The sequence below is a fragment of the Shewanella marinintestina genome, from assembly GCF_023283845.1.
In the GTDB taxonomy this organism is placed as follows: domain Bacteria; phylum Pseudomonadota; class Gammaproteobacteria; order Enterobacterales; family Shewanellaceae; genus Shewanella; species Shewanella marinintestina.
Genome location: NZ_JAKILC010000002.1, coordinates 260965 through 287106 on the forward strand (window position 1 = coordinate 260965; position 26142 = coordinate 287106).

Consider the following 26142-nt stretch of genomic DNA (forward strand, 5'->3'; position numbering starts at 1 on the left):
CTATTGTCGACTAAACGAATTGCCATCACGCCGGGTGAACCGGCGGGGATCGGCCCCGATTTAGTGATACAACTAGCTCAGCAGGCTTGGCCTGCTGAGCTAGTTGTTTGTGCTGATCCACAACTATTACAGTCTCGCGCTAAGAAACTTGGCTTACCTATTCAGCTACGTCCATATCAGCCGAATCAACCAGCCAAGGCGCAAGAAGCCGGCACACTAACAATAGTCCCCTTTGCTCTTGAAACTGAAGCTATATGCGGCAAGTTAAACGAAGCCAATAGTGCTTATGTTGTTGAAACGCTCAGATTCGCTGGTGAAAAAAATATGAGCGGAGAGTTTGATGCCGTCGTAACTGGACCAGTGCATAAAGGTATTATTAACGAAGCGGGCATTCCATTTAGCGGACATACAGAGTTTTTTGCTAACCAAGCAAACTGTCAGGATGTTGTTATGATGCTGGCGGCACCAGGGCTTCAAGTTGCACTTGTGACCACCCATATCCCCCTTGCTTATGTATCAAAAGCTATTACTCGCGATCGCCTACATCAAATCATTAAAATCTTACATAAAGATTTAGTTGATAAGTTTGCAATTGAAGCACCGAGAATTTATGTCTGTGGTTTAAATCCACATGCTGGTGAAGATGGTCATCTTGGCAGAGAAGAAATAGATACAATTATTCCTGCGCTAAATGAACTACGCGAGCTTGATATGGATATCGTTGGTCCATTGCCAGCAGATACCCTATTCCAACCAAAATACTTAGAAGATGCTGACGTTGTACTTGCTATGTACCACGATCAGGGGCTTCCAGTACTAAAATCTAGAGGGTTTGGCAGTTCAGTCAATATCACTCTAGGATTACCCTATATAAGAACGTCGGTCGACCATGGTACGGCCCTAGAGCTTGCAGGCACTGGTACTGCAGATATCGGCAGTTTCGTCTGCGCATTAAATAAAGCCATTGATTTGGCTGCAAAGAATTAGTGATAAAAGTTACCTCATGAGCAATAAAGTACATTTAGGCCATACGGCCAGAAAGCGTTTTGGACAAAACTTCTTAACCGACGAAAATGTGATTAATCGCATCGTGGGTGCAATTTCTCCAGATAACGATCATGTTATGGTTGAGATTGGCCCTGGTTTAGCGGCATTGACCGAACCTGTAGCAAGTGGCATTGATAAGCTAACAGTAGTTGAACTAGATAAAGATCTGGTTGAACGTTTACAACAGCACCCTGTATTGAAAGATAAGTTAGAAATACACCAAGGTGATGCGCTTAAGTTCGACTTCAATCAGTTAGTACGTGAAGACAAGCAGATGAAAGTATTTGGTAATTTACCATACAACATCTCTACACCGCTTATGTTCCACTTGTTTGAGTTTGCTCAGCATATTGAAAACATGCACTTCATGCTGCAAAAAGAAGTGGTATTAAGACTGTCTGCATCGCCAGGAACAAAAGCATACGGCCGCTTAACCGTAATGGCGCAATACCATTGCCAAGTTATGCCCGTACTTGAAGTGCCGCCAGGGTGCTTTACACCACCACCAAAGGTTGATTCAGCCGTTGTACGTTTAGTGCCATACAAAACTAAACCTTGGCCATGTAAAGACGTCGACTTATTAAGAAACTTAACGACGACTGCATTTAACATGCGTCGTAAAACGTTAAGAAATAACCTTAAGCAAATGTTATCAGATGAAGACTTTGCAACGCTTGGTATTGACCCAACGTTACGACCAGAGCAAATTCGCGTCGACCAATATGTTGCTATGGCTAACCACGTATTTGATAAAAAGTAACTTTATTCTTTACCAACAAATAAAAGGGCATTAACAGCCCTTTTTTTATACCTTTTTAATAGATAATGACCTATTAATTAAAGAAAACTCCCTTTAAGATGAAGTACGCACATAGCATTAAATATAAGATTAACTTCAGCTTTCTAGAGGTCTATATGAGCCATTCAGTTCCATCTGTCAGAGTCGACGTAAAAACAGAATATATAGAAACACAATCCTCCCCAGATGAAGATAAATATCTATTTAGCTACACTATTACCATACATAACCTTGGATATGACGATGTCACGTTGAAAAGTCGTCATTGGTGTATTACCGACTCTAATGGCCGAAAAAGCGAAGTCCATGGCGCAGGGGTAGTTGGGGAAACACCGACAATAAAGCCCAATAGCAGTTACCAATATACCAGCGGCACCGTATTAGATACTCCGCTTGGAGTAATGGAAGGTAGCTACACTATGGTCGATAACCTAGGTGCAGAATTCAAAGCACCAATTTCAGCTTTTCGTCTATCGATTCCAGGTTTACTTCATTAATTATAAATACAGGCAAAAATGGCAAATTATTTTGTAGGTGATATACAAGGTTGCTTTGAAGAACTCACCTTACTGCTTAAAAAAGTAGACTTTAACCCTTCTAAAGACTGTTTATGGGCAGTCGGCGATCTCGTCGCTAGAGGCCCTGGCTCGCTAGAGACGTTACGTTTTTTCAAGTCACTTTCAGGTTCCGCTAAAATCGTATTAGGTAACCATGACCTGCATCTAATGGCCATACACGGTAAGCTGAAACGTGCTAACCCAAAAGACCACTTAGGTGCCCTTCTCGCCGCTAATGATATTGAGAATATTATCGACTGGCTTAGGCTGCAGCCTTTGTATCAGGAATTACCAGAAAAAAATATCATTATGACCCACGCAGGCGTTCCGCCAGAGTGGGACTTAGCAACCCTGCGCCAACAAGCAAATTTAGTTAGCCACGCATTGCAATCAAAAGATTATTTACAAGATTTAATCAGCCAAATGTATGGTAATGATATTGACCAATTCAGTTTTGCACTTAGTCCACTAGAAAAACAGATTTATTGTATAAACGCCCTGACCCGCATGCGTTATTTAACCCTAGATGGCCGCTTAAATTTTAACTGTAAATCACCGCTACAGGATTGTAACCACGCAGATCTGCAACCTTGGTTTAGTCAAACCTCAAAATTACCAGATAACTATAGGGTGGTTTTTGGACACTGGGCAGCCATCATGGGACAAACTCACGTAGCCAATAGATTAGCTCTCGATACTGGCTGTTGCTGGGGGGAGTATATGACTTTATGGCACCTAGAGTCGGATCAAAAAATTCTTCAACCCAAATTAAAAGACGTTAAAACTAGTTAGAAAAAAGTTAAACTATTATAACATTTGGCCGATACATAGATCAGTAGCTGTCAGACTAACGCTGTGACTTAACTAAAAATAATAATAATGGAGCACTTATGAAGTTAAATGTAGCCACCAGGGTGATAGCTGGATTTACGGTAGTCACCTTGCTACTACTGGTACTTGGAGCGGCGTCTTGGTTCACCAATAGCCAACTAAAAACAAGTACTCAGGTACTACAAGAACTTAGCCTGCCAGCTTTAGAATCAAGTGGACTCCTGTCACAAACCGTTTCTCAGCAAGAGAAGCAAATTATACGAGCATATTACAGCCCGAATGCTAGTGAAATGCCTGCAGTAAACGCTCAATTTACAGCCAACAGCAAAGTATTTAGTGCAGAGCTAAAAAAGCTGAGTGCACTGCTTAATAAGCAAGCTGAATTTAGTTCAATAATCCAAACACTAGAAAGTAACTACACCCAATTTACCAACACCAGCAAAGATTTAATGGTCACCCATGAAAATGCGCTACTGACTAGTAAAAAAATTAGTGCTAAATATGATGATATTGAAATGGGAGCAGACGATACATCGTCTTTATTACTCGACCTAATTGACTTAGAAATGAGTGATGACCCAGTCGAACAAGGCATAGCTGCTACAGCCAGCAATTTAGAGCTAAGTTTCAGTAGTATTGTTAGTACCAGTTTTGATTTAAAAGCTAGCTCCGACAAAGCAAAGTTTGACGTCATTTCTAAAGAGCTCGATTACATCGTTAGCGACGCCCAGAGTAAAGTAGACTATGTCATCCATAACTGGGAAGGTATCGTAGACGCAGATCAAATTAATGAGATAGAAGCCGAAGCTCGTAAAGTCTTCAATATGATAAATGGAGACAACTCATTAATCGCATTTAAGCGCAATGAGATAACGTTAAATAATCGCGCGCAAACCTTACTATCAGATGTAGAAGTGACGGCCAGTAATGTCAACAAGCAGATGAAGGCATTAACAGCAAACATCGAATCTGTTTCGAATACAATTAGCAGCGACGCTATTACCAATATCGATACTGCTAGCGTTCGTACCCTGTTATTAATGTTAATTGCAATTGTCGTTGCAGTGGTTGTAAGCGTAGCGGTAGTGCGCCCATTAACTCGCTCTCTTGATAAAATAAACCACGCGTTAAACGTATTAGCTTCTGGCGATTTAACTCATAAACTCGATGATAGCGGCCATGATGAATTTGCAAAACTGTCAGCTAACTGCAATAAGCTCGTCGATAGTCTACGCAGTCTCATTCAAGGTATTTTAGAGCGTTCAGATCAGCTTGCTGCTGCTGCAGAAGAAACCTCGGCAATTACCGCGCAAACCACTGTCGGCATTCAAGAGCAAAAAAGCCAAGTAGACCAGGTTGCTACAGCGACAACTCAGCTTAGCTCTAGTGCGCAACAAGTCACTGCTAGCGCAGATGATGCATTAAGCCAGATTAAAGCTGCAGATGATGAAAGTCAGCATATGCGCTTAATCGCCGACGAAAACAAGCGTACTATTTTAGCCCTAGCAGATGAAGTATCTAAAGCGAGCGTAGTGATTAATAAGGTCCACGCTGACAGCGCATCAATCGGCTCAATTCTCGATGTTATTCGTGGTATCGCGGAGCAAACAAACTTACTAGCGCTAAATGCTGCGATTGAAGCTGCGCGCGCAGGCGAGCAAGGCCGAGGTTTTGCCGTAGTCGCTGACGAAGTCAGAAGCCTTGCATCAAGAACACAAGACTCAACTCAAGAGATCCAACAGATGATTGAAGTCCTACAACAAGGTACTCAAGAAGCTGTAGCAGTTATGGACTTAGGACGCACTCAGGCTAACTCTTGCGTGGATAAAACAGAGCAAGCTAACAATGCACTTGAAAGTATTAGTGACGCAGTACATCGCGCTCACGACTCAGGAACTCATATTGCTCATGCTGCTCAAGAGCAAAATTTAGTAAGCCAACAAGTATCTGAAAAGCTTGAACACATTGCAGCTATTTCAGAGGAGACTTCAACTGGCGCAGATCAAACAGCACAGTCGAGCCATCAGGTTGCTCAGCTAGCAGAAGAACTACAAGCCTCAGTTAAAGAGTTCAAGGTATAACCGATACTTATTAGAGTTAAGTAATAAAAGAAAAAGGTGCTAAATGCACCTTTTTTACTGTCTGTAACTAGAATGATTAAACCAAGCTGTAATCGACAGGCATAAAAATACCGGGATAAACCCGGTATTTTTTATATATACAATTAACCGCCAGCAATACGCGACTTAATCGCCGTGGTTATTTCACTGCCACTATGGCCATTACTCTCGGCCCAAGCAACAATCGTCTGTCCATCGGCTTCAGCAGAACCTAACTCCGATGCAGGTAGGCGTTTAGCCACAAAAGTTCCTACTTTATTAGAGCCACTTTTAAGCGCAGTTCTAAGCAGGCTATCACCATTACAAGATACACCATTGTAAATATTACGTAGCTTTACACGGCTTTCTTTTAGTTTTTTACGCAAACGGTTTTTATCATCTGCCTGAACATAATTACAAATGTTAGCGGCTAATTGATCTTGATTTGCGGTAGCAGTAGATGAAACGGAAATTGAAGATGCCACGATTAGTGCAGCGATGCTCAAAGGCAACAAGCGCATCAGTCACTCCTTATTTTTTTAGTTTTTATTTATTTGAAAAGTAGCGCTATCGAGTAGGCTATCTTTATCGTTATACAGGGTACTAAACAACCCTTTGAATTTAACATTTTTTTACCAATTTGATAAAGCTATATTCAACTTCTTTATCGTTTTTAGCTACATCTCGAGATGTTTCAAGCCAGCTTCCATCGTTCCATTCAGGAAAATGAGTATCGCCTTCTACATCTAACGCGATCTCAGTGAGATATAAAATATCAGCCTGAGGTAATAACATTTGATACAACTGACCACCACCTATCACGACAAGTTCTTCGCACGCACCTGCAACCAATTTGGCAGCCTCAAAACTTGTCACGGTAGTCACACCGTCAATCAACAGATCTGCCTGACGGCTAATCACAATATTATGTCGACCTGGTAGTGGACGCCCAATCGATTCATAGGTCTTTCGCCCCATAACCACAGGTTTTCCTAGTGTCATCGCTTTAAAGTGGCGTAGGTCTTCAGGAAGGTGCCATGGCATTTGATTATCTTTACCAATAACGCGGTTATTAGCCATTGCGGCAATCATAGCTATTTTCATTTTAACTTCCTTTTATGTGATCATTTGGCTCAATAAGGCAGACGCTACTGCAAAATTTGGGCAGTTTAATCATCTGCAAATAGCACTCTGAAACTTACTACTTTATGACAGGACGCGAGCGAAAATACAGTAAGCTAGGCATAGCAAGCCCCACAGATAATGCCCCTAAAATAAATACAGTTTTAAGACCGTTACTCACCACTTCGTAAATGAGTTCAGGGCTCATTTCCGCCTGCGCCGTTAACTGCACTAAACCAATAACGGTATTAAATGCGTAAGTGCCAGGGATCATGGGGATAATAGCAGCAACCGCGTACATCAAAGGCGGCGCAAGATGCTTTCTAGCAAAAGCAATAGTTACCACACCAACGAGCGCAGCGGCTAAAAAAGTCGCCCACTCTATCGGTAACCCAAAGCTCAACCACATAGTACGACTACCATGCCCCAAAGCTGCAGCAAGTGCACAATAAGGCAAGTAACGACGCGGGACGTTAAATACCATAGCAAAACCAATTGCTGGTATCGCTGAAAATATTGCGTCATTAAGCATGGTGAAGATAAGCGACATCATAAAAATAGACCGCCTATTTGCATAGCTATTGTGATGCCAATAACAGAAGCAACTGTCAATAGCGTCGCATGACCCCAGCGCGAGATCCCCACGTTAAGGTGGCCTTTAACCATATCTGATATTGAGTTAATCATCGGAAAGCCGGGGACTAACATCAACACACTTGCAGCCATTGGCAATTTTGGTGTTTCAGTTAAATCAAATTGGTATCCGGTCTGGGCGATTAAAGTTGTCACAAAGGCTGTAACACTAAAATTAAGCAATAAATTGTAGTGCCGCTTAGCAATAGAAAGACGCACAAACATACCCGCTGCAGAGGCGACAAAAGTTATCAAACAGGCAATGATATCGCCACCAAATAGGTGACAAAAACTAGCACAGGATAGGCCTATCATAGGTACTAAAAATTTAGCGGGGTAGGTTTTTGGTTGTATGCGTGCAACACGTTTGCGAACTTCGGTTAAGCCATAAATGCCTTTTTCCGTTAGAAGACAAATACGTTGTAGCTCGCAAACTACGGCCATATTAATGCCATGTTCGCGGATACGTCGGGTAGTTGTAATACAACGTCCGACTGAAAGACTGGTTAACACTAATGAGTTTGACGAGATTGATATCTCGACACTTTCTAAGCCTAAGGCATGGCCTAGGCGCTGAGTGATCTCTTCGATAAGTTCGGATTCAGCGCCATAAGCTAAAAGAAGTTGAGCAACCCTAACGACTTGACGAGTAATGTCATTTTGCGTTGTAGCGTACACCTTTTCTCAACTTCCTCTTTTGCAAACAATTATCTTTGGTAGATAATTTCTACATCATAATCATCTTCATCGAAGTCATCATCAAAATCATCGTCAAAATCTTCGTTAATGGAATCATTTGCATCTTGATGGTAGTTGTCCCACTTAAACTCAACTTCGGCATCAGCATCAACTTCTTCTTCTGGAGGAAGTGAATCGATGAAGTCTAATAGCTTAAGGGCTAACTCTGCTGTACCTTCGCGGTTATAAGCAGAAATAGTATAAACGTCACCTTCCCACTCTAACTCTTTAACAATGCGGTCGATACGTTCTTGTAGCTCTTCCTGCAGCATCAAATCAGCTTTGTTGATCACTAACCAGCGCGGCTTACCAGCAAGCTTTGGAGAGTGTTTCTCTAACTCACCAACAATTGCACGTGCAGATTCCACTGGATCGCTACCATCGATAGGCTCAACGTCTAATATGTGCAGTAATACGCGGCAACGTTCTAGATGCTTTAAGAACTGAACACCTAAGCCTGCACCGTCTGCAGCCCCTTCGATAAGTCCTGGAATATCTGCAATTACAAAGCTCTGACCAGGTCTTGGGTTAACCACACCAAGGTTAGGAACCAAAGTTGTAAATGGATAATCAGCAACCTTCGGCTTAGCCTTAGAAACAGAACGGATAAAGGTTGATTTACCAGCATTTGGCATGCCCAGCAAACCAACATCGGCAAGCAGCAATAGCTCTAGCTTAAGGCTACGAACTTCACCGTCTGTACCTAGTGTTTTCTGTCTTGGCGCGCGGTTAGTACTGCTCTTAAAGCGTGTATTACCTAAACCATGGAAACCACCTTTAGCCACAAGCAATTTTTGCCCATGGGTGGTTAAGTCACCGAGTGACTCTTCAGTATCGTTATCGATAGCGCGAGTACCAACTGGTACTTTAAGGATAAGATCTGCACCGCCGTGACCAGTACAATCACGTCCGCGACCATTCTTACCGCGCTCAGCGATATGGAAGCGTTCAAACTGAAAAGTGATCAGTGTATTTAGGTTTTCATCAGCTTGCAGGTAAACACTGCCGCCGTCACCACCGTCACCACCGTCTGGACCACCATCCGGAACATATTTTTCGCGTCTAAAGCTAACGCAACCACTGCCACCATTTCCGGCTTCAACACGGATAATAGCTTCATCGACAAACTTCATACCAACTCCTGGCACCACAGAATGAAAGAATTATACTCTTAACGATTCTAGTCGCCAAAACACAATTTACTTAATTTAAAAAAAACAAAGCCCCACCAATGGCGGGGCTTATATTAATTATTAGCTTAAGCTAAAAATTAATCTTCGATGCTGATGAACTTACGGTTCTGTGGACCTTTAACTTCAAACTTCACTTTACCATCGGTAAGAGCGAATAAAGTGTGGTCACGACCGATACCAACATTAACACCAGCGTGGAATTTAGTACCACGTTGACGAACGATGATGTTACCAGCTAGAACTGATTCACCGCCGAAGCGCTTTACACCAAGACGTTTACTTTCTGAATCGCGGCCGTTACGAGTAGAACCGCCAGCTTTTTTATGTGCCATGAGTTATTCTCCTAATTAAGCGTTGATAGCTGTAATTTTAACTTCGGTGAACCACTGACGGTGGCCCATTTTCTTATCGTGGTGCTTACGACGACGGAACTTAACAATAGTTACCTTGTCTGCACGGCCGTGGCTGATTACTTCAGCAACAACCTTACCACCTTCAACTAAAGGTGCACCTACGTGTACAGTTTCACCATCAGCAACCAAAAGAACTTGGTCAAATTCGATAGTTTCGCCTGTAGCAACTTCTAATTTCTCTAAACGAACTGTATGGCCGGCTTCAACGCGATGTTGCTTGCCGCCACTTTGAAAAACAGCGTACATAGCTATTTTACTCCGATATTCTAACACGCCGCTCAAAACATATTAGTTTGATGCAGGGGTGCTATAAAAGCTTTAATGACAATGGTCGCGGAGTTTACGCTAAGAACTGGCAGCTGACAAGTCTTAATTAACATAGAATAAAAAAAGACCCAAATAACTCTCACAATTACTTACAACTACTGTCTTGTACCGTAAATTTAGGTAGAATCCATTTATTATAACATTTAAGCCTTAATTGAGCTGCAATGTTAATCTGCAGCCAACAAAGAACTAGAGCCTACTTATGGATTTAAACGCCATTCGTCAATTGACTGATAGCGATATGCAAGCTGTCAATCAACTGATCTATAAACAACTAGAATCAGATGTTGCCCTAATTAATCAACTTGGGTTCTACATTATCAACGGTGGCGGTAAACGCTTGCGACCTCTGCTATCTATTCTAGCAGCACGCGCCATTGACTATAAAGGGGATTCTCACCTTAAATTAGCAGCAATTATTGAATTTATTCATACAGCGTCACTTTTACACGATGATGTGGTTGATGAATCAATGTTGCGAAGAGGCAGAGAAACCGCCAATGCATTGTTTGGTAACAGTGCAAGCGTATTAGTGGGTGACTTCTTATATACCCGTTCATTCCAAATGATGACAGAACTACGCAGCTTAGACGTTTTGGAAATTCTTGCAGACGCAACCAACGTGCTCGCTGAAGGTGAAGTCCTACAATTAATGAATTGTAACGACCCTGACACCACTGAAGACAGCTATATGCGGGTTATCTATTGTAAGACAGCTAAACTATTTGAAGCGGCAACACGTCTTGCAGGATTACTTGCAGACAGCCCTATCGAAGTACAGACCGCACTGGCTGATTATGGTAAATACTTGGGCACAGCTTTCCAGTTAACCGATGACCTCCTCGACTACACTGCAGAAACAGAAGAACTTGGTAAGAATATCGGCGACGACCTTGCAGAAGGTAAGCCTACCCTGCCACTTATCTTTGCAATGGCAAACGGTAACGATACTGAAAAAGCGCTTATCCGCGAAGCCATCGAAAAAGGTGACGGCACTGAGCATATAGAAGTCATTCTTGCAGCTCTTAAAAACTGCGGAGCATTAGAGTACACAGAGCAACGTGCAATTGAAGAATCAGAAAAGGCCATTGCAGCCCTGTCAATTATTCCTGACTCTGATTATAAAACAGCACTTATCTCTTTGGCGAAGATTGCGACTCAACGTAGCAATTAATCTAGCAGATTAAATCAAAAAAGGGAGCCTAATGGCTCCCTTTTAAATTGTGGCAAATTAAATTAACCACAACTCAACATTAACTACTTAACGAATTCAATACCTAGCTGGATATCAGCTTGAAGCGTATCTAGCATTGCATCACGAGCTGATGCTTCAAATGCACTCACTTCGCCGTAAGCTAATACTTCTTCTACGCCATTTTTACCTAGTACAACAGGTTGTGCGAAGAATTCAGCATGTTCACTGCCACCGTCAACGTAAGCGCACTCAACAACCTTTGCTTCACCTTGCAAGCCACGAACCAAAGACAGACCAAAACGACATGCAGCTTGACCCATAGATAAAGTCGCGCTACCGCCACCGGCTTTAGCTTCAACAACTTCTGTACCCGCATTCTGGATACGAGTCGTCAATGCAGCAACTTCTGCGTCAGTAAAGCTTACGCCTTCGACTTGAGAAAGTAGCGGCAAGATAGTCACACCGCTGTGACCACCAATAACAGGTACTTTAACATCAGCAACGTTCAAACCTTTAGCTTCAGCAACAAAGGTTTCAGAACGAATCACATCAAGAGTCGTGACACCGAATAAACGGTTTTTGTCATAAACGCCTGCTTTTTTAAGCACTTCAGCAGCAATCGCTACCGTTGTGTTTACAGGGTTCGTAATAATACCGATCAGTGCCTTAGGGCTAGTCGCAGCACACTTTTCAACAAGGTTACGTACGATACCAGCATTAATATTAAATAGATCTGAGCGGTCCATGCCAGGTTTACGCGCAACACCAGCAGAGATAAGCACAACATCAGCACCTTCTAGTGCAGCAGTAGGATCTTCACCAGCAAAACCTTTCACTTCAACTGCCGTTGGGATGTGGCTAAGGTCTACCGCTACGCCAGGTGTAACTGGTGCGATATCGTATAGCGACAATTTAGAACCCGCAGGTAATTGAGTTTTTAACAGTAGGGCAAGCGCCTGGCCAATGCCACCAGCAGCTCCAAGTACAGCAACTTTCATAATTATCTCCGTCAATTCTCGGATTTTTGTGATTTAGATCTGTTTTTCTAATGCCGCAACAGTACTGGATTCACAATTAAATTTCAATTATCCCTTAGTCGTGTTCAATATAATCTAGAACCCTAATATAAAATGGAAATTGTAAAACCGAGTGGCTATAAGACCTGCAGCCCATTTCGACCTGTAATTTAGCAGTTAAAAAATTAGAACAATCATTCTAACTTATATACACCACAGCCCCAAACAAGACTTTTCAATGAATTTTTATTCAGAAAAACGAATAATATTTGACAAAAAAAGCGAAAATAATCATCATGAAGCAGATCTTATTGAATAAAGAATAATAAAATATGCAAGCAAGTAAAAACCAAGATGATTTAGTTAGAACCTTCAAATCTATTTTGAAAGAAGAGCGATTTGGCTCTCAAAGCGAAATTGTTATCGCCCTACAAGCAGAGGGTTTTAGCAACATAAACCAATCTAAAGTCTCACGTATGCTAAGCAAGTTCGGAGCGGTAAGAACCCGTAATGCTAAGCAAGAGATGGTTTATTGCTTACCTGCTGAATTAGGCGTCCCAACAGCTGGGAGTCCATTAAAGAATTTAGTACTCGATGTTGATCACAACCAAGCCATGATTGTCGTCAGAACAAGCCCCGGTGCAGCACAGCTTATTGCTCGCTTACTTGATTCAATAGGCAAACCAGAAGGTATTTTAGGAACTATTGCTGGAGATGATACTATTTTCATCTGCCCTTCAAGCATTCACAACGTTGAAGACACTCTAGAAACGGTTAAGTCACTATTTAATTACGCTGACTAAAGTACAATGACTCGATTGTGGGTTTAGCTTACAAATGCCGCACTCATTCAGCACGGCATTTTTGTTTTAGTTGTTATCTATCCAGTTAAATCAAGCCGAAGTCCGAGTAATCAGAAGCATTTGATTTATAATCACCAATAGTCACAATGTCAGTGAGAGTCGCACGACTAAAGAATAAATGCCGCACAATTAATGAGTTACCCACTATAAATAGTTAACTTCTATTGATTAATATCTTCGTCCATATACAAAGTCTTACTACCAGTGATGACTCTTGAAGCTCCATTAGCTTCTACATGCTAATTCAGACAGATTAACTACCCACTTGCCTAGAACGAAAGCAAACTCTTCGCCGCCCCCAAACAGGTTTAAGACGCTAAAATTGTTCTGTAGCCATCTTACTCAAAACAATCTTTATACAATATATTGCATAGGATCTTTTTTCTTAAGCCGCAATAGTGATAACCTTGAAGCACAGTATTGTGAGTCGAGGGTGGATGATGAACAAAAGCAAAATAATAAATATCAATGATATATGCTGGGAATCTTGGCAGCACGAAGAGCGATATGCCAGCGAACAAAAACATATAGGTGACACTGCAGGTGGTGAAAAAATTGGCGTTACTATGGAGCGCTTAGCACCAGGTAAGTCTTCATCTGTTGCCCATTACCATACTAAAGAAGAAGAGCATATCTATGCTATGCATGGTGAAGCGACTCTTTACATCGATGGTGAAGCTCACCCTTTTAGCCAAGGAGAGTATATTTGTTTCAATGCTGATACAGGGATCTCACATAATCTAGTCAATCATAGTGAGCAAGATTTCGTATTCCTTGTAGTAGGTAATAGAGACATACACGATGTTGTTGTGTACCCAGAAAATAACAAGGTTCTGGTAAAATCAGTCAATGAAGTTTATGCCAAACGCCCAACTAACTACTGGGATAAAGATGGCGTAGAAAACCAGTAATGACTCTTTCAAAGCTATAAAAAAACGCACTCTAGGTGCGTTTTTTTAGTTTAACTCAATTGGATTAAGCGGTAATCATAAAATCTAAAGACGGCGCAAAGAATGAAGAGCCGGTTAACGCTTGTGTAAAGTGCATTAAATGATCATGGTTACCTTCACCGTCGCCGTGCACCATACTTTCAAGCATTTTTTCAAAGTTCACTGAATTGTGACAGGTTGAAATAAACATCAATCCCTGCTCTTTAACTGATCCGTAAGGCATACTCTGCCTTAAGATCTCCATAGACTTACCGTCGCTATCTTTTAAATTAACGCGCTTAATATGGCTAGTCAGCGGCTTATCTGCTGAGGCATATTCAATATTGTCAGCTTTAGTTCGGCCAATAACATCTTCTTGTTTCTTAACCGGTAAGCGATTCCACTTACTCAGATTATGAGCAAACTTTTGCACATGAATATAACTGCCACCTTTAAAACGGCTATCTTCTTCGCCGATTAATGCCACTTCTTGACGACTACGACCTTTAGGGTTCTCAGTGCCATCGACAAAACCTGTTAAGTCACGGGCATCCATAAATCTAAAGCCGCGTTCTTCATCAACTAGCTCAACTAGGCCTTCAAACATTTGGTTAACTTCGTTTGCTACCAAATGCAGAATATCAAAACGGTCACAACGGATGTGTACAAACAGATCATACTCGATAGCCGGTGCATCTCGGTTATCGCGATTCATCGCAGGAAAAGGCTTTAGCTGCTCAGGTCGAGCACTAGGATATAGAGTGTCCCAATAGTTTGCGCCAATGGCAACAAAACCATTAAATGCACTATCAGAATATTGATCAGCCAACTCATAAATATACTGAGCAACGTTCGCCACACAAGGGCGCATATCAGACTCAACATTGTCGTTAGCATTAAACATTAAATAGACACTGTGCAAGTTCCCTTCTGCACATACTCCAAGCTGTTCACGCGGCATAACCTGACTATCCATTATTATAAGTAACCCTTTTGCTGAATTTAATTTCGGCAACATTATGTACAACTTTAGTCATTAATATCATTAACTGACGCACAATAACTAGAATTAAAACAGAAATGTTGGTTATCGCGCAGGTTTAGATCACGAACAAATTGCGTTACATCTCACAATATTTGCCGCATCAGGTATATTCGCTAGCAAATAACACCTTTGAAGCTGTCGTCATTAGTTAAAGCCTGCCGCCTTTTGGCTAGTTTATACCCTTTAGCTAAACCTAAACTTAAACAAAACCTTCGTTTTACACTTTCACGAGAACAAAACTAGATTTTGATTTTGATAAGTTATCGCTACCCGCTGCCCTTGTACAAAATCAAGGTTAGTGCTGTGAACCTCTAATGTGCTTTCAGCTACCTTAATCTTATATTGACAAACATTGCCCAAAAAACGACGTTCAAGCACCTCACCGGCTCCGCTATCTTCACTCGCTAAATGCAGATGTTGTGGTCTTAATAAGATCTCTGTGTCTGTGCCTATGCTTAATGACAACGCCTGCTTGCTCGCAATAAGTCCGATCGAGGTTTCTACATGGTTGCTGTCTACAACGCGGGCTTTTAAATAGTTGCCAGTACCAAGAAAGTCCGCCACGTACTTATCAGACGGTGTAGCATAAAGGCTCTCTGCATCGCCACATTGCACTATTCGCCCTTCATTAAATAACGCCAGTTTATCAGCAAATACAAACGCTTCATCTTTACTGTGAGTTACAAACACTGCACTGACATTGTGCTTTTTAAGAATATCACGGATCTCTAGCATCATTTCTCGGCGCACTTTGGCATCGATATTCGAAAATGGCTCATCGAGCAACAGCACTTCAGGCTCATAAGCCAAAGCTCTGGCAATCGATACCCTTTGCTGCTGACCGCCTGATAGCTCATGAGGATAACGCTTAGCTAACCCCTCTAGCTTAACAAGGGCAAGCATCTCTTCTAATCGAGCTTTACGTAGTTGTTTATTACGAGTTTGGACGCCAAATAAAATATTTTCGGCAACAGTAAGATGCGGAAATAACGCATAATCTTGAAAGATCATCCCGACACCACGCTTCTCACTGGCAATAAACTGATGCTTATCGGCAACGACTCTATTATTGATAGTAATTGAGCCTTGGCTGATAGCCTGTAAACCGGCAATAGCCCGTAATAAAGTTGTTTTACCACAGCCACTTGGGCCTAGCAGTGCCACGATTTCGCCTTTTTCAACAGTAAGATCTAAGCCTTTTAAAATCACTTGCCCTTGGTAATCACTAAACACTTGTTGTATTGCTAATGTCGCCATATTAATTATCTTGCTCCAAGGAACGATTCAGATAGATAAGCGGAATTAGGCCAACTAGCACAATAACAATTGCTGCTAACGCCCCGTGCTCAAGTTGCTCATCCGATACAAACTGATATACATAAGTCGCTAAATTTTCAAAGCCTATAGGCCTGAGTAATAATGCTGCGGGTAACTCTTTCATGCATTCGATGAAGACCAACAATAACCCAGCAAAAATACCTTTTCGAAGCAGTGGAATATGCACTAAACGCAACAAATTCATCGGCTTTAACCCCATGGTTATGCCAGCCATATCAAGCGATGGCGAAATGCGTTTATAACTATTTTCGATACTGCCGATGGCTATTGCCGCAAAGCGAATGCAAAATGCGCACACTATAATAAAACTACTTCCAGTAAAGATTAAACCGGGTCCCTGAACACCAAAGTACACGGCTATGTCGTCAATCGCGAAATCAATTACCGTAAAAGGCACTAATATACCTATCGCTAGCACAGTACCGGGTAATGCGTACCCCGTTGAAGCTAACCGTGAAGGCAAAATATCTGCTCGCCGCGGGCTAATTCGGCGAATAAACATCAGCAAAATACCGATAGCAACACAAACAACACTCGCCACCATGGCTATCCACAAACTATTAAAACTGTATTCAAAAAACTCATCATTCCAGCTTTCAGCGAAATAGCCATAAGCGTATTGCAATAAAATGATGAAAGGCAGTAAAAACGCCAACACCAGCAAGATACTGCAATAACCCAGAGCCACCATAGCTTTGGCACCTTTCAAAGGGTAAATATCCAACTCACCGGGAGTTGATTGTTTTTGAAATAGCTTTTGTTTGCGACGGGCAAATCGCTCAAAACCCACCATGGCAAAAATCACCAACAACATTATGGTTGATAACTTAGCTGCTGCCGTCAAACTGCCGTATTCAAACCAAGTATCGTATACAGCCGTGGTTAACGTAGGCACTGCAAAATAGCTAACGGTAGCAAAGTCTGCTGCAGTTTCCATAGCAACTAACGCCGCGCCGACAGCAAATGCGGGCCGAGCCATAGGGAGGCTTAAACGCCAAAAGCTTTTCCAAGGCCCACAGCCCATCACTCGAGTCGCTTGGCTTAAACTGGCTGATTGCTCCATAAAGGCGGTTCTTGCCAGTAGGTAGATATAGGGAAATAATACTAACGCTAACATAATAGCAGCGCCGCCCAGCGAGCGAACTTCAGGAAAATGATAATCTTGCGGCGATTGCCAAGCAAAAAAAGCCCGTAAGCTTCGTTGAACAGGACCAGCATAATCAAGCAAGTCGGTATACACATAAGCGACAACATAAGCAGGCATCGCTAATGGAAGTAATAAAGCCCATTGAAAAATACGTCTACCGGGAAAATCACATTTAGCCACCAGCCAAGCGGCAGGGATAGCGATAATTAACGAGCCTAGCACCACCCAAAAAATCAGCCATAAGCTGTTACTAATATAGGTAGGCAACACGGTATTAAAAAGGTGGGGAAACACAGATTCGTCAGGCATAAGTGCCTGACCAATGAGTGCGATAAGTGGCATTATAATTAACAATGCCAAGGTGTAGCTCGTGACAGACCAGCCCTTGGCTAAGCCTAAAACCATAATTTTAACTACCTAAGTAAACGAAACAATGCGTTGTTAGAAACAAGAAAACCTATCTTATTGCCATCAGCATAAGATAGGTTCAATGAGGTGTTTCATTGGCGCCCACATATTACTAGCTTATAGCCAGTTTGGCGTAGTCTACGCCTAACGTGTTAGCTCAACCTTAAACAACTTTATCACTAAGTTACAGATCAAATTTTACTTCATCGAGCAATTTAATCGCAGCGCTGTGATATTCAGCTAGCTTGTAAATAGGCAAGTCGTCTGCTTTAAACTCACCCCAAGAAGCAACTAGCTTAGACGGTGCAACATCGACCTTAACTGGGTATTCGAAGTTAACTTCAGCATAAGTTTGCTGAGCTTTATCGCCTGATAAAAACTCCATCAACTTAAGCGCTGCAGCTTGGTTCTTTGAATGTTTTGCCATTGCCATGCCAGAAACGTTGATATGTGAACCACGGTTGTCTTGGTTAGGGAAATTAATCTCTATCGCATCAGCCCAAACCTTTTGTTTTGGATCTTGCAACATCTTACCTAAGTAATAACTGTTACCAATTGCCAAATCACATAAACCTTCACTTACTGCTTTGACCTGCGCTCTATCATTACCTTGTGGCTTACGCGCTAAGTTTGCTTTCCAGCCTTCTAACCATGTTTTGGTTTCTTGCTCGCCATGATGAGCAATCATAGACGCAACCAATGACACATTATATGGGTGCTTACCGCTGCGAGTACAAATCTTACCTTTGTACTTAGGATCGGCTAAATCTTCATAGTTAATATCAAGCTTACCAAGTCTGTCTTTTGAAGAGTAAATATTACGAACCCGCATAGTCAATGCATACCACTCATCATCTGGAGAGCGATATTTAGCTGGAATATTTTGTTTTAGAGTGTCGCTTTTAGCTGGTACAACTAAGTCTTTTTCAACCAGTTCCATTAGACGGTAAAAGTCTGACGTCAACACAATATCAGCCTTAGACAAGCGACCTTCGCGCATCATACGCTCAGCAATACCTTTTTTTGAAAACACCACATCAACACCGATGCCAGTCTCTTTGGTAAAGTCAGCTAAGATAGGTTCGATAAGAAAAGCTTGGCGATAGGAGTATACGGTTAAGTTTTCTGCAGCATTGGCTATTGATGCAAAACAGGCAAACCCCATTACAGCTAAACTCTTTATTACTTTCATTACTTCTCTCCCTTGAACAATATCTGACACATCATTGATTGATAGTGATAACAATTCTCAATTGCACAAAGGGTAATCAAAACTGACCTTAACAGCAAGTGTTTGTGCTCAACTTTAGCAAACAATTTACCCTTGATTAACATCAGCAAACGCTTAACTTATAAATGTTTATATCCAATTTATAGCCACATGCTTATAACTCTAACACCAACAATTCTTAGTGAGGTGAAGTCATGGTGAAGATTGGTTTTATTGCTATCTTCTTATGCCATATCTCCAAGGCTGGCACTAGATTGCGCCATAATAATTGCGGATGACGAAAATCTAAGTAATCCAATAAGCAAACTAACATCACTTGTTGCGCAGTAAGCTTTTGATAATTAACTAAACCTAATTGCTCAACTTGCTTTAGCCCTCTGAGCAATGCTTGCTCAAACCTTGCTGTCCAAAAATCAGAACGCAGACCTTCTTCAGCTCGCAGTTGTTCTTGCCTAAGGGCTACAGCGCTGTCTAACATGCCTTTTAATAACGAGAAGTGGCATTGATTTGTCCAATCGTCGTATTGCTCACCAAACAACTCAGCATCGCCATATTTTGCATCTACAAACCTCATTATTACTTCACTGTCATACAATGAAGAACCGTCATTTAGGCTTAAACAAGGAACCTTGCCAAGGGGGTTGCTACGTAAAAATACTTCTTCATTAGCAAAGGGGTCAACGACCACTTCGTCAATTTCAGTCACCTTATAATATTGAATAAAAATACGCACACAACGAGCATAAGGTGAAGCGTCTGAATAGAACAATTTCATGCTTAAACAACTCCTTTAAACAATCTTACCAATACTTCTCTACTGTTATCTGCCCAGGTGCACGGCGTAAGTTCTTCGTTAACCCCAATTCTTTTAGCACTTGCTGCGCATGGGTGATCATCTCAGGATTACCGCACAGCATCACTTGTGAATCAGTAGCATTAAGCGTTAATCCAACTCGATTTTCTAATTCACCCGTTAAAATTGCGTCTGGGATCCGTTTACCCATTGCGCCTTCAAAGGGCTCTCTAGTCACCGAAAGCACAAGTTTGAATTGTTCAGGATAAGTTTGTTGAAACTGTTTGAGGTGTTCAAGATAAGCGAGATCTTCAGCGTAACGAACGCCATAAACCAATATGACCTTCTCATAAGATTGCCACGGAGCAGGCGTATCCATGATAGAAACAAAAGGACCAACTGCTGTACCTGTTGCTAAAAACCACAAGTGGTTTCCTTTTTGCTCATCTTGCGGCAATTCATCTAGTGTCATAAAGCCGGTAGCTTTAGTTGCAACATCGATAACATCGCCTATATTAAGCTGTTGCAGGTTAGGCGACAGTTGACCATCATCAACCGCTACGGCTAGCACCTCAATGTAATCGGTACCAGGAGGGTTTACCAATGAATAGGCTCGCCCTATTCTTTTGTCATCAATAACTCGGCTGAGTTTAATAAACTGGCCAGCAATAAAGTCACCAATATCGACTTTAATTTTCAGAGAGAATAACTTATCGCTCCAGTCTACTCTTTCAATTACCTTACCTTCTATCCACATAGCATGCCCCTAATCAGTTTGTTTTGGCTTACAGCTAGATACTGGCAGCTCACTTTGTAAAAACCAAATAAGATAGTTAATCGCAGCCATAATCGCTCATATTGAAGTAGAGACAAATCGCAACTAACCGTTACCTAAGGATAAATCAGCATAAGCTTTTATTTCACTTACAGAAAGACTAATCTAACTAATTAATGCTCAAGTCAGCTTAATAGCTATTGATTAAGTATATCTAGGATTTCGGTTCTAATTTGAGATAAATGGAATTAACACAAGGAAGGTTTTTATGCGTTCAGTTAGACCAAGCATCACTAAAATCCGCTTATTATTGGTACTAGGTACAAGTTTAATGACCATGGTTTCTATCTCAAGCCAAGCCGAAAGCAATAAGAAAACCGCAGAACGAATCGATAATCAGCTAATGAGAACGGTGGTTTTAGTTCGGCATGCAGAAAAGCATCAAGATGGAACTCGAGACCCACAACTTAGTGCTGCAGGAGAACAAAGAGCTCAAGCACTAGTTACCGCCCTTACAGAAATAGATTTATCTCAACTAATAGCATCTGACTATCAAAGAACCCAATTAACAATAGCCCCTTTGGCAACCCAACTAGGGATACCAATAACCATTGCCACAACAAAAGCTGGTATTGATGCGCATATTAGCGAAATCGTTACATTAGTGAATAAGCATAACGGCAGCAGCCTCATTGCAGGGCATTCCAACACTGTTCCTATGCTGGTTACAGCACTAGGAGGTCCAAGTATTGCGACGATAGTTGAAGATGAATATGGAGCGCTTTATCTGCTTTCTATCACTCAAGATGGCAAGGTAGACTTAAAAATAAGCCACTACGGCAAACCTAGTGCACAGAAAAAAGGTGATTTGTGAAACGCATCACTGTAAAATACCTACTTAAAGTGATGAGTATAGTTTTACGCATTGAGCTTTAAATAATTGAATGTGCGTTTACTAGAAAAATTAATGCTAATCAAAGCTTAATTTAATGCCTTTTTCTAGCCAATAACATGCCAATTAATAACCTAATTTAGAATACAAAGCCGATACTATTTTTCAGTAGTATTGATCGAGATCATGCCCATATTATCAGCGCAACAGTAAAAGGAGAGCGAATAAAATGAATGATTTAAACGCTTCGCCTAAGCACAAAGTTTTATCAAATAGTTGTAATAGTTGTCAGCGTATGACGGTAATCGAAGGGGAGTTTATTTGCTTTAGAGAAGGCAAGATCACCAGTTTAACGCCGATGAAAAAGCCTTCACTAAAATCTAGCTTAATTTGTGATGGCTGGAAAATTGGCAAATTAAACTTCTAAGCGCTCAGCATTCCAGCATAATCTCTAGCGGAAAACTTAGGCTCATGTAATAGTCCTTGCAAAGGTGCTTCTGGAGTTGCTTTTGCAAGGCTTAGACCTCGAGTTGTTACTCGCATACCAGCGCACAATTCAAAATAAACAACCTCAAGCTCATCACGTTCTAGCCCACGCTTTTTAAGTGTCGCCATTATAGCTAGCCAGTCAGTATTCACTTTACTGTCCTGTCCTTCAATATGAGCAAGTATAGGTATATTTTTCATGATGACCTTCTTAGCGTTCGTTTCCCGTTAAATTATGTACAATTATAACCATGTGAAACTGAACCCATGCTGAACCCTAATCCGCCTTTCCTTAATTTAGTCAATATTACATTCGCCATTAATACCAATTAGGGTAAAAATTTGCTCACGCTGCGAGAGCTTAGCGATTCAGAGGCAAGGTCATTAAACGCTCATACTTGAATGACATTTACCTCTTCCTTGTTGTTTGCAATGTCCTAGGTTCAAGCTCGTTTAAACCGAATCTGAACTTCTAAACTTACCTATAAAGAATATTCTTGGCTGCTTAGTTCCACGTTGAATAAACTCATAAGAAAATAACCATTACATTATTCATTCGCCTTGGATTAGTTTGCAAAATACACTCAGAATAAATCAACGTCTTATACTGATTGGTATGACTGTTATTAATCAGTGATATTCCGAGATTCTTGTTGTACCCGCCAAAGTTTCGCATAAAAGCCATTAGCCGCCAGCAACTCACTATGGCCCCCGGTTTCAACGACTTTGCCCTTCCTGAGCACAATAATGATATCGGCATCAATAACTGTCGATAACCTATGCGCTATTACCAAGCTAGTATGGCCCTTAGCGACCTCTTTTAGGGCTGTTAAAATAGCTTGTTCTGAATGACTATCTAAAGATGAAGTCGCTTCATCAAATACTAAAATAGGCGCTTTTTTCAATATTGCTCTGGCGATGGCCATTCGTTGCTTTTCACCGCCCGATAGCTTTAAGCCACGTTCGCCAACTTTGGTTGATCTACCTTCAGGTAAACTTTCAATAAACTGACTCAAGTGTGCCATCTTAATAGCCGCATCGATTTCATCATTTGTCGCTTCAGGACGACCATAGCGAATATTTTCAATTAAGGTGTCATTAAATAGCACGGTATCTTGAGGCACTATAGCAATAGCCTGCCTTAACGCATCTTGGCTAACATCACGTATATCGTGGCCATCAATACAGATCCGTCCATCAACCACATCATAAAACCGAAACAGTAACTTAACTAAAGTCGATTTACCTGCGCCGCTATCGCCAACAATGGCCACCTTTTGGCCCGCTTCAATATTAAAACTGATATCGTCTAAAATGGATCTTGAGTCATAACTGAAACCAACATGCTCAAATGAAACCCGGCCCTGAGTTAACGGTTTATCATAGGCGTTATCGGTATCATTTATCATAGGTTTTTTATCGAGTAAGCCAAACATACGTTCGATATTGGCAAAAGCGCCACGGATCTCCCGATACACAAAACCAAGGAAATTAAGAGGGATAAAAAGCTGCATCATAAAGGCGTTAATTAATACAAAGTCACCGATTGTCATCACGCCACTAGCAACATCATAAGCAGCCATGCCCAGCATTAAGGTCATTGCCACAGAAATAATGCACGCCTGCCCCGCATTTAATGCAAATAACGATAAACGGTTTTTACGCTTAGCATCTTCCCATTTAGCTAACGCTGCATCATATTGCTTTGCTTCATACTGTTCATTATTAAAGTACTTAACCGTTTCATAGTTCAGTAGACTATCTATAGCCCGAGTATTAGACACGGAGTCAGCTTTGGCTGCATCACGCACATACCCGGTGCGCCATTCAGTAGCAATAATGGAGTAGGTTCCATAGGCAATCACAGATAACAAGGTCACCCCAGCAAAGGCATATCCGTAGTTATAAAATAAAATACCAACAACCAGTACAATCTCGATGATAGTCGGCACGATATTGAACACCATAAAGCGCATTAAAAAACTCATGCCACTAGTGCCACGCTCTATATCCCTAGATAAACCGCCAGTGCGACGCTCTAGATGAAAAGCCATATCTAATCGGTGTAGATGCTCAAACACCGCCATACCCAAACGTCTAATAGCCCGCTCGGTAACTCGGCCAAATAGGGTATCTCTCACCTCAGATATAAGCGTGTTTAATAACCTTATACAACCATAGGCAATGACTAACGAAATAGGCACTGAAATGAGCTCAGCCGTCGATGCTCCCGACAAGCCATCAACTAACGCTTTAAGCACAAACGGTAAGCCGACACTAGCGACCTTAGCCACAATCAAGCACAGTAGAGCTAAGCCAACCCTTTGTTTAAACTCAATAAGGTAGGGCCAAAGCATACGCAAAACGTGCCAATTTAACTTACCCACAGGTCCATCGAAGTATAATGAGGGGCGCATGCTCGCTTCCAAAAAAGTTTTAAAGTGAAAATGGAATCATTTTTAGTTAAATGACAATAATTTAGCTCTACCCCAACATAAATCAGAACAAACACCTGTAACTAAAAAGTTAACAAACACTTGCGAGCAACCATGTTATCGTACTACTTTAGGCTTAAAGTTGATGGTTAAAACTCTTAAATTGGGTTGGTTTACACATTTTTTGGCAATTTTGTACTAACAAATGCAAATACTGTTAACCCAAAGAAAAGAATTTGATACTCTCTGCGATACAAAATTAAAAGTGAACGGGCTAGAAGGGTGTAAAACACTCTTTTCGAGTTAACTATAAAAGGTGAAAACATGCTTGATTCATCCAAGCCAAAATACCCCCCCTTACCACTCATCCAAACATGGATATGGATGATGACCCAATCTGGAAATCCTGAAATTCAGGAGAAGGGACAAAATAATCTAATTACTTCTTTTGGCAGCTTAGCTAAGGCTAATGAGTACTTACTTGAACAAGAAAGAAAGTAAATACAAATGATTCAAGCATTTGATCAAAAAAGGAGGCTTTTGCCTCCTTTTTGTTTTTACGCAACAGCAGCTCTGCGGTTAACAACACTATCATTTAGTGTTTTAAGTAGCTTTTCAGTGTCAGCCCACCCAATACAAGCATCAGTCACGCTTTGTCCGTAACATAGTGATTGGCCTTCAACATGATCTTGACGACCTTCAATCAAGTTACTTTCAACCATCACACCAAAAATTGCCTGTTCACCGGCAGCCATTTGCTCAGCAACATCTTCACAAACAAGCATTTGACGAGCAAATTGCTTACTGCTATTCGCATGACTGAAATCAATCATTATATTTCGAGCAAGTCCTGCTTTATCCAGCTGCTGATTAATATCTGCTACATGCGCAGCACTATAGTTAGGTTCTTTACCGCCACGTAAAATAATATGGCAATCAGGGTTACCTTTAGTCTCTACAATTGCAGAATGGCCAAACTTGGTGACAGACAAGAAATGATGCGGGGCACTCGCCGCTCCAATTGCATCAATTGCCACTTTAATTGTGCCATCAGTGCCGTTTTTAAACCCTACAGGGCTTGATAAACCAGAAGCCAGTTCACGATGCACTTGTGACTCAGTAGTACGAGCACCAATAGCGCCCCAGCACATTAAATCAGCAACGTACTGTGGGGTGATCATATCTAAAAACTCACCCGCTGTTGGCAAGCCAGAATCATTTAGATCAAGTAATAACTTACGCGCTGTGCGTAAACCGTCATTGAGCTTAAAGCTATTATCCATGTATGGATCGTTAATTAAGCCTTTCCAGCCAACGGTTGTGCGTGGCTTTTCAAAATAAACTCGCATAACAATCTCTAGCTGGTCTTTATACTTTTCTCTTAAGTCAACTAGACGCTTACCGTACTCAAGCGCCGCGACGGGGTCATGGATAGAACATGGACCAATAACCACCAGCAGACGATCGTCTTTCTTAGCGAGAATATTATGGATACTTTCACGGGCATTGAATACGGTCGCAGATGCGTTCTCTGTTGCAGGAAATCGCTCCAAAATAGCAATTGGAGGTAACAACTCTTTAATCTTATTAATTCGAACATCATCATTTTGGTAATACATGGTAATACTTAGCTCCGTCTAGCCTATGAATACAGATCTCTCAATTGCGATACTGCATTCAATTTATCCAGTATGAAGCCTAATTGCAATCAAGTTATGATTATTAAACGGAAATATTTATAACCTGCTGTTTAGTATAGATATAAAAATAAATTTCATGTATAAAACTCTCATTTAAAGCGGGAGCTAAAGCGATATAACAATAGATTTT

General features: G+C 41.3%; 28 protein-coding genes. 11 read left to right on the forward strand and 17 right to left on the reverse strand.

The window, feature by feature from the left end; translation table 11 throughout:
• The first annotated feature begins 3 nt into the window (after window positions 1–3).
• The 5 genes from pdxA (at window position 4) to L2747_RS03545 (ending at window position 5315) form a co-directional block, all read left to right on the forward strand.
• Window positions 4–987 carry a 4-hydroxythreonine-4-phosphate dehydrogenase PdxA gene (gene pdxA / locus L2747_RS03525; RefSeq protein ID WP_248997714.1) on the forward strand — a complete coding sequence of 328 codons (984 nt, stop codon included), beginning with the start codon at window positions 4–6 and terminating at the stop codon, window positions 985–987.
• A gap of 16 nt (window positions 988–1003) precedes the next feature.
• Window positions 1004–1807, forward strand: coding sequence for a 16S rRNA (adenine(1518)-N(6)/adenine(1519)-N(6))-dimethyltransferase RsmA (gene rsmA / locus L2747_RS03530; protein ID WP_248997715.1), 804 nt, complete (start codon window positions 1004–1006; stop codon window positions 1805–1807).
• Window positions 1808–1962: 155 nt separating this feature from the next.
• The gene (gene apaG / locus L2747_RS03535; protein WP_248997716.1) at window positions 1963–2343 is read left to right on the forward strand and encodes a Co2+/Mg2+ efflux protein ApaG; all 381 of its coding nucleotides are present in this window, start codon (window positions 1963–1965) and stop codon (window positions 2341–2343) included.
• A gap of 18 nt (window positions 2344–2361) precedes the next feature.
• Window positions 2362–3195: a symmetrical bis(5'-nucleosyl)-tetraphosphatase gene (locus tag L2747_RS03540; protein WP_248997717.1), complete on the forward strand. Its 834-nt coding sequence runs from the start codon at window positions 2362–2364 to the stop codon at window positions 3193–3195.
• 98 nt (window positions 3196–3293) lie between these two features.
• The gene (locus L2747_RS03545; protein ID WP_248997718.1) at window positions 3294–5315 is read left to right on the forward strand and encodes a methyl-accepting chemotaxis protein; all 2022 of its coding nucleotides are present in this window, start codon (window positions 3294–3296) and stop codon (window positions 5313–5315) included.
• A gap of 143 nt (window positions 5316–5458) precedes the next feature.
• Here L2747_RS03545 and L2747_RS03550 read toward each other — a convergent pair whose 3' ends face one another.
• The 7 genes from L2747_RS03550 to rplU all read right to left on the reverse strand — a co-directional run bounded on the left by L2747_RS03550 (window position 5459) and on the right by rplU (window position 9678).
• Complete coding sequence (locus tag L2747_RS03550) at window positions 5459–5854, reverse strand: DUF3718 domain-containing protein (RefSeq protein WP_248997719.1); 396 nt, start codon at window positions 5852–5854, stop codon at window positions 5459–5461.
• Window positions 5855–5954: 100 nt separating this feature from the next.
• Window positions 5955–6437 (reverse strand): type 3 dihydrofolate reductase, encoded by a 483-nt coding sequence (folA, locus tag L2747_RS03555; RefSeq protein WP_248997720.1) that lies wholly within the window; start codon window positions 6435–6437, stop codon window positions 5955–5957.
• Window positions 6438–6534: 97 nt separating this feature from the next.
• Window positions 6535–7008 carry a threonine/serine exporter family protein gene (locus tag L2747_RS03560; protein ID WP_248997721.1) on the reverse strand — a complete coding sequence of 158 codons (474 nt, stop codon included), beginning with the start codon at window positions 7006–7008 and terminating at the stop codon, window positions 6535–6537.
• The gene (locus L2747_RS03565; RefSeq protein ID WP_248997722.1) at window positions 7005–7766 is read right to left on the reverse strand and encodes a threonine/serine exporter family protein; all 762 of its coding nucleotides are present in this window, start codon (window positions 7764–7766) and stop codon (window positions 7005–7007) included. Before L2747_RS03565 ends, L2747_RS03560 begins: the two co-directional genes overlap by 4 nt.
• Before the next feature lie 29 nt (window positions 7767–7795).
• On the reverse strand, window positions 7796–8959 hold the full coding sequence (gene cgtA / locus L2747_RS03570; RefSeq protein ID WP_248997723.1) for an Obg family GTPase CgtA: 1164 nt from the start codon (window positions 8957–8959) through the stop codon (window positions 7796–7798).
• A 137-nt stretch (window positions 8960–9096) separates the two neighbouring features.
• Window positions 9097–9351: a 50S ribosomal protein L27 gene (rpmA, locus tag L2747_RS03575; protein WP_012154114.1), complete on the reverse strand. Its 255-nt coding sequence runs from the start codon at window positions 9349–9351 to the stop codon at window positions 9097–9099.
• Window positions 9352–9366: 15 nt separating this feature from the next.
• Window positions 9367–9678: a 50S ribosomal protein L21 gene (gene rplU / locus L2747_RS03580; RefSeq protein WP_012154113.1), complete on the reverse strand. Its 312-nt coding sequence runs from the start codon at window positions 9676–9678 to the stop codon at window positions 9367–9369.
• Between the two features lie 283 nt (window positions 9679–9961).
• Between rplU and ispB the strand changes: the two genes are divergently transcribed.
• Window positions 9962–10933: an octaprenyl diphosphate synthase gene (gene ispB / locus L2747_RS03585; RefSeq protein WP_248997724.1), complete on the forward strand. Its 972-nt coding sequence runs from the start codon at window positions 9962–9964 to the stop codon at window positions 10931–10933.
• An 83-nt stretch (window positions 10934–11016) separates the two neighbouring features.
• Here ispB and mdh read toward each other — a convergent pair whose 3' ends face one another.
• Window positions 11017–11952 (reverse strand): malate dehydrogenase, encoded by a 936-nt coding sequence (gene mdh / locus L2747_RS03590; RefSeq protein WP_248997725.1) that lies wholly within the window; start codon window positions 11950–11952, stop codon window positions 11017–11019.
• 350 nt (window positions 11953–12302) lie between these two features.
• On the opposite strand from mdh, the gene argR reads away from it, so the two are divergent.
• Together argR and L2747_RS03600 are read left to right on the forward strand one after the other, a co-directional pair.
• The gene (gene argR / locus L2747_RS03595; RefSeq protein WP_248997726.1) at window positions 12303–12773 is read left to right on the forward strand and encodes a transcriptional regulator ArgR; all 471 of its coding nucleotides are present in this window, start codon (window positions 12303–12305) and stop codon (window positions 12771–12773) included.
• Window positions 12774–13273: 500 nt separating this feature from the next.
• Complete coding sequence (locus L2747_RS03600; protein ID WP_248997727.1) at window positions 13274–13744, forward strand: cupin domain-containing protein; 471 nt, start codon at window positions 13274–13276, stop codon at window positions 13742–13744.
• Between the two features lie 64 nt (window positions 13745–13808).
• Here the strand turns inward: L2747_RS03600 and L2747_RS03605 are convergent, their stop codons facing one another.
• The 6 genes from L2747_RS03605 to L2747_RS03630 all read right to left on the reverse strand — a co-directional run bounded on the left by L2747_RS03605 (window position 13809) and on the right by L2747_RS03630 (window position 20481).
• A complete protein-coding gene (locus tag L2747_RS03605) occupies window positions 13809–14738 on the reverse strand; it encodes a Dyp-type peroxidase (protein ID WP_248997728.1) in 930 nt (309 codons plus the stop codon).
• A 294-nt stretch (window positions 14739–15032) separates the two neighbouring features.
• The gene (locus tag L2747_RS03610) at window positions 15033–16064 is read right to left on the reverse strand and encodes an ABC transporter ATP-binding protein (RefSeq protein ID WP_248997729.1); all 1032 of its coding nucleotides are present in this window, start codon (window positions 16062–16064) and stop codon (window positions 15033–15035) included.
• Between the two features lies 1 nt (window position 16065).
• Window positions 16066–17697 carry an ABC transporter permease gene (locus L2747_RS03615; protein WP_248997730.1) on the reverse strand — a complete coding sequence of 544 codons (1632 nt, stop codon included), beginning with the start codon at window positions 17695–17697 and terminating at the stop codon, window positions 16066–16068.
• Window positions 17698–17884: 187 nt separating this feature from the next.
• Window positions 17885–18892: a Fe(3+) ABC transporter substrate-binding protein gene (locus L2747_RS03620; RefSeq protein ID WP_248997731.1), complete on the reverse strand. Its 1008-nt coding sequence runs from the start codon at window positions 18890–18892 to the stop codon at window positions 17885–17887.
• Window positions 18893–19109: 217 nt separating this feature from the next.
• Window positions 19110–19706: a glutathione S-transferase family protein gene (locus L2747_RS03625; RefSeq protein WP_248997732.1), complete on the reverse strand. Its 597-nt coding sequence runs from the start codon at window positions 19704–19706 to the stop codon at window positions 19110–19112.
• Between the two features lie 25 nt (window positions 19707–19731).
• Window positions 19732–20481 carry a ferredoxin--NADP reductase gene (locus L2747_RS03630; protein WP_248997733.1) on the reverse strand — a complete coding sequence of 250 codons (750 nt, stop codon included), beginning with the start codon at window positions 20479–20481 and terminating at the stop codon, window positions 19732–19734.
• Window positions 20482–20767: 286 nt separating this feature from the next.
• Between L2747_RS03630 and L2747_RS03635 the strand changes: the two genes are divergently transcribed.
• Window positions 20768–21373, forward strand: coding sequence for a SixA phosphatase family protein (locus L2747_RS03635; protein WP_248997734.1), 606 nt, complete (start codon window positions 20768–20770; stop codon window positions 21371–21373).
• Window positions 21374–21620: 247 nt separating this feature from the next.
• On the forward strand, window positions 21621–21818 hold the full coding sequence (locus L2747_RS03640) for a hypothetical protein (RefSeq protein ID WP_248997735.1): 198 nt from the start codon (window positions 21621–21623) through the stop codon (window positions 21816–21818).
• Here L2747_RS03640 and L2747_RS03645 read toward each other — a convergent pair.
• Both L2747_RS03645 and L2747_RS03650 read right to left on the reverse strand, forming a co-directional pair.
• Window positions 21815–22078: a hypothetical protein gene (locus tag L2747_RS03645; RefSeq protein ID WP_248997736.1), complete on the reverse strand. Its 264-nt coding sequence runs from the start codon at window positions 22076–22078 to the stop codon at window positions 21815–21817. The two genes, L2747_RS03640 and L2747_RS03645, sit on opposite strands and share 4 nt — an antisense overlap.
• Window positions 22079–22503: 425 nt before the next feature.
• Complete coding sequence (locus L2747_RS03650; protein WP_248997737.1) at window positions 22504–24294, reverse strand: ABCB family ABC transporter ATP-binding protein/permease; 1791 nt, start codon at window positions 24292–24294, stop codon at window positions 22504–22506.
• Window positions 24295–24636: 342 nt separating this feature from the next.
• Here L2747_RS03650 and L2747_RS03655 point away from each other — a divergent pair, with 342 nt between their 5' ends.
• Window positions 24637–24813 (forward strand): hypothetical protein, encoded by a 177-nt coding sequence (locus tag L2747_RS03655; protein ID WP_248997738.1) that lies wholly within the window; start codon window positions 24637–24639, stop codon window positions 24811–24813.
• A 56-nt stretch (window positions 24814–24869) separates the two neighbouring features.
• Here the strand turns inward: L2747_RS03655 and aroG are convergent, their stop codons facing one another.
• Window positions 24870–25931, reverse strand: coding sequence for a 3-deoxy-7-phosphoheptulonate synthase AroG (gene aroG, locus L2747_RS03660; RefSeq protein ID WP_248997739.1), 1062 nt, complete (start codon window positions 25929–25931; stop codon window positions 24870–24872).
• Window positions 25932–26142 lie beyond the last annotated feature (211 nt).

Coding starts and splice junctions, on each gene's coding strand:
- rsmA (WP_248997715.1), top strand. CDS start 1,004: ATGAGCAATAAAGTACATTTAGGCCATACGGCCAGAAAGCGTTTTGGA.
- apaG (WP_248997716.1), top strand. CDS start 1,963: ATGAGCCATTCAGTTCCATCTGTCAGAGTCGACGTAAAAACAGAATAT.
- L2747_RS03540 (WP_248997717.1), top strand. CDS start 2,362: ATGGCAAATTATTTTGTAGGTGATATACAAGGTTGCTTTGAAGAACTC.
- L2747_RS03545 (WP_248997718.1), top strand. CDS start 3,294: ATGAAGTTAAATGTAGCCACCAGGGTGATAGCTGGATTTACGGTAGTC.
- L2747_RS03550 (WP_248997719.1), bottom strand. CDS start 5,854: ATGCGCTTGTTGCCTTTGAGCATCGCTGCACTAATCGTGGCATCTTCA.
- folA (WP_248997720.1), bottom strand. CDS start 6,437: ATGAAAATAGCTATGATTGCCGCAATGGCTAATAACCGCGTTATTGGT.
- L2747_RS03560 (WP_248997721.1), bottom strand. CDS start 7,008: ATGATGTCGCTTATCTTCACCATGCTTAATGACGCAATATTTTCAGCG.
- cgtA (WP_248997723.1), bottom strand. CDS start 8,959: ATGAAGTTTGTCGATGAAGCTATTATCCGTGTTGAAGCCGGAAATGGT.
- rpmA (WP_012154114.1), bottom strand. CDS start 9,351: ATGGCACATAAAAAAGCTGGCGGTTCTACTCGTAACGGCCGCGATTCA.
- rplU (WP_012154113.1), bottom strand. CDS start 9,678: ATGTACGCTGTTTTTCAAAGTGGCGGCAAGCAACATCGCGTTGAAGCC.
- ispB (WP_248997724.1), top strand. CDS start 9,962: ATGGATTTAAACGCCATTCGTCAATTGACTGATAGCGATATGCAAGCT.
- mdh (WP_248997725.1), bottom strand. CDS start 11,952: ATGAAAGTTGCTGTACTTGGAGCTGCTGGTGGCATTGGCCAGGCGCTT.
- argR (WP_248997726.1), top strand. CDS start 12,303: ATGCAAGCAAGTAAAAACCAAGATGATTTAGTTAGAACCTTCAAATCT.
- L2747_RS03600 (WP_248997727.1), top strand. CDS start 13,274: ATGAACAAAAGCAAAATAATAAATATCAATGATATATGCTGGGAATCT.
- L2747_RS03605 (WP_248997728.1), bottom strand. CDS start 14,738: ATGGATAGTCAGGTTATGCCGCGTGAACAGCTTGGAGTATGTGCAGAA.
- L2747_RS03610 (WP_248997729.1), bottom strand. CDS start 16,064: ATGGCGACATTAGCAATACAACAAGTGTTTAGTGATTACCAAGGGCAA.
- L2747_RS03615 (WP_248997730.1), bottom strand. CDS start 17,697: ATGGTTTTAGGCTTAGCCAAGGGCTGGTCTGTCACGAGCTACACCTTG.
- L2747_RS03620 (WP_248997731.1), bottom strand. CDS start 18,892: ATGAAAGTAATAAAGAGTTTAGCTGTAATGGGGTTTGCCTGTTTTGCA.
- L2747_RS03625 (WP_248997732.1), bottom strand. CDS start 19,706: ATGAAATTGTTCTATTCAGACGCTTCACCTTATGCTCGTTGTGTGCGT.
- L2747_RS03630 (WP_248997733.1), bottom strand. CDS start 20,481: ATGTGGATAGAAGGTAAGGTAATTGAAAGAGTAGACTGGAGCGATAAG.
- L2747_RS03635 (WP_248997734.1), top strand. CDS start 20,768: ATGCGTTCAGTTAGACCAAGCATCACTAAAATCCGCTTATTATTGGTA.
- L2747_RS03640 (WP_248997735.1), top strand. CDS start 21,621: ATGAATGATTTAAACGCTTCGCCTAAGCACAAAGTTTTATCAAATAGT.
- L2747_RS03645 (WP_248997736.1), bottom strand. CDS start 22,078: ATGAAAAATATACCTATACTTGCTCATATTGAAGGACAGGACAGTAAA.
- L2747_RS03650 (WP_248997737.1), bottom strand. CDS start 24,294: ATGCGCCCCTCATTATACTTCGATGGACCTGTGGGTAAGTTAAATTGG.
- L2747_RS03655 (WP_248997738.1), top strand. CDS start 24,637: ATGCTTGATTCATCCAAGCCAAAATACCCCCCCTTACCACTCATCCAA.
- aroG (WP_248997739.1), bottom strand. CDS start 25,931: ATGTATTACCAAAATGATGATGTTCGAATTAATAAGATTAAAGAGTTG.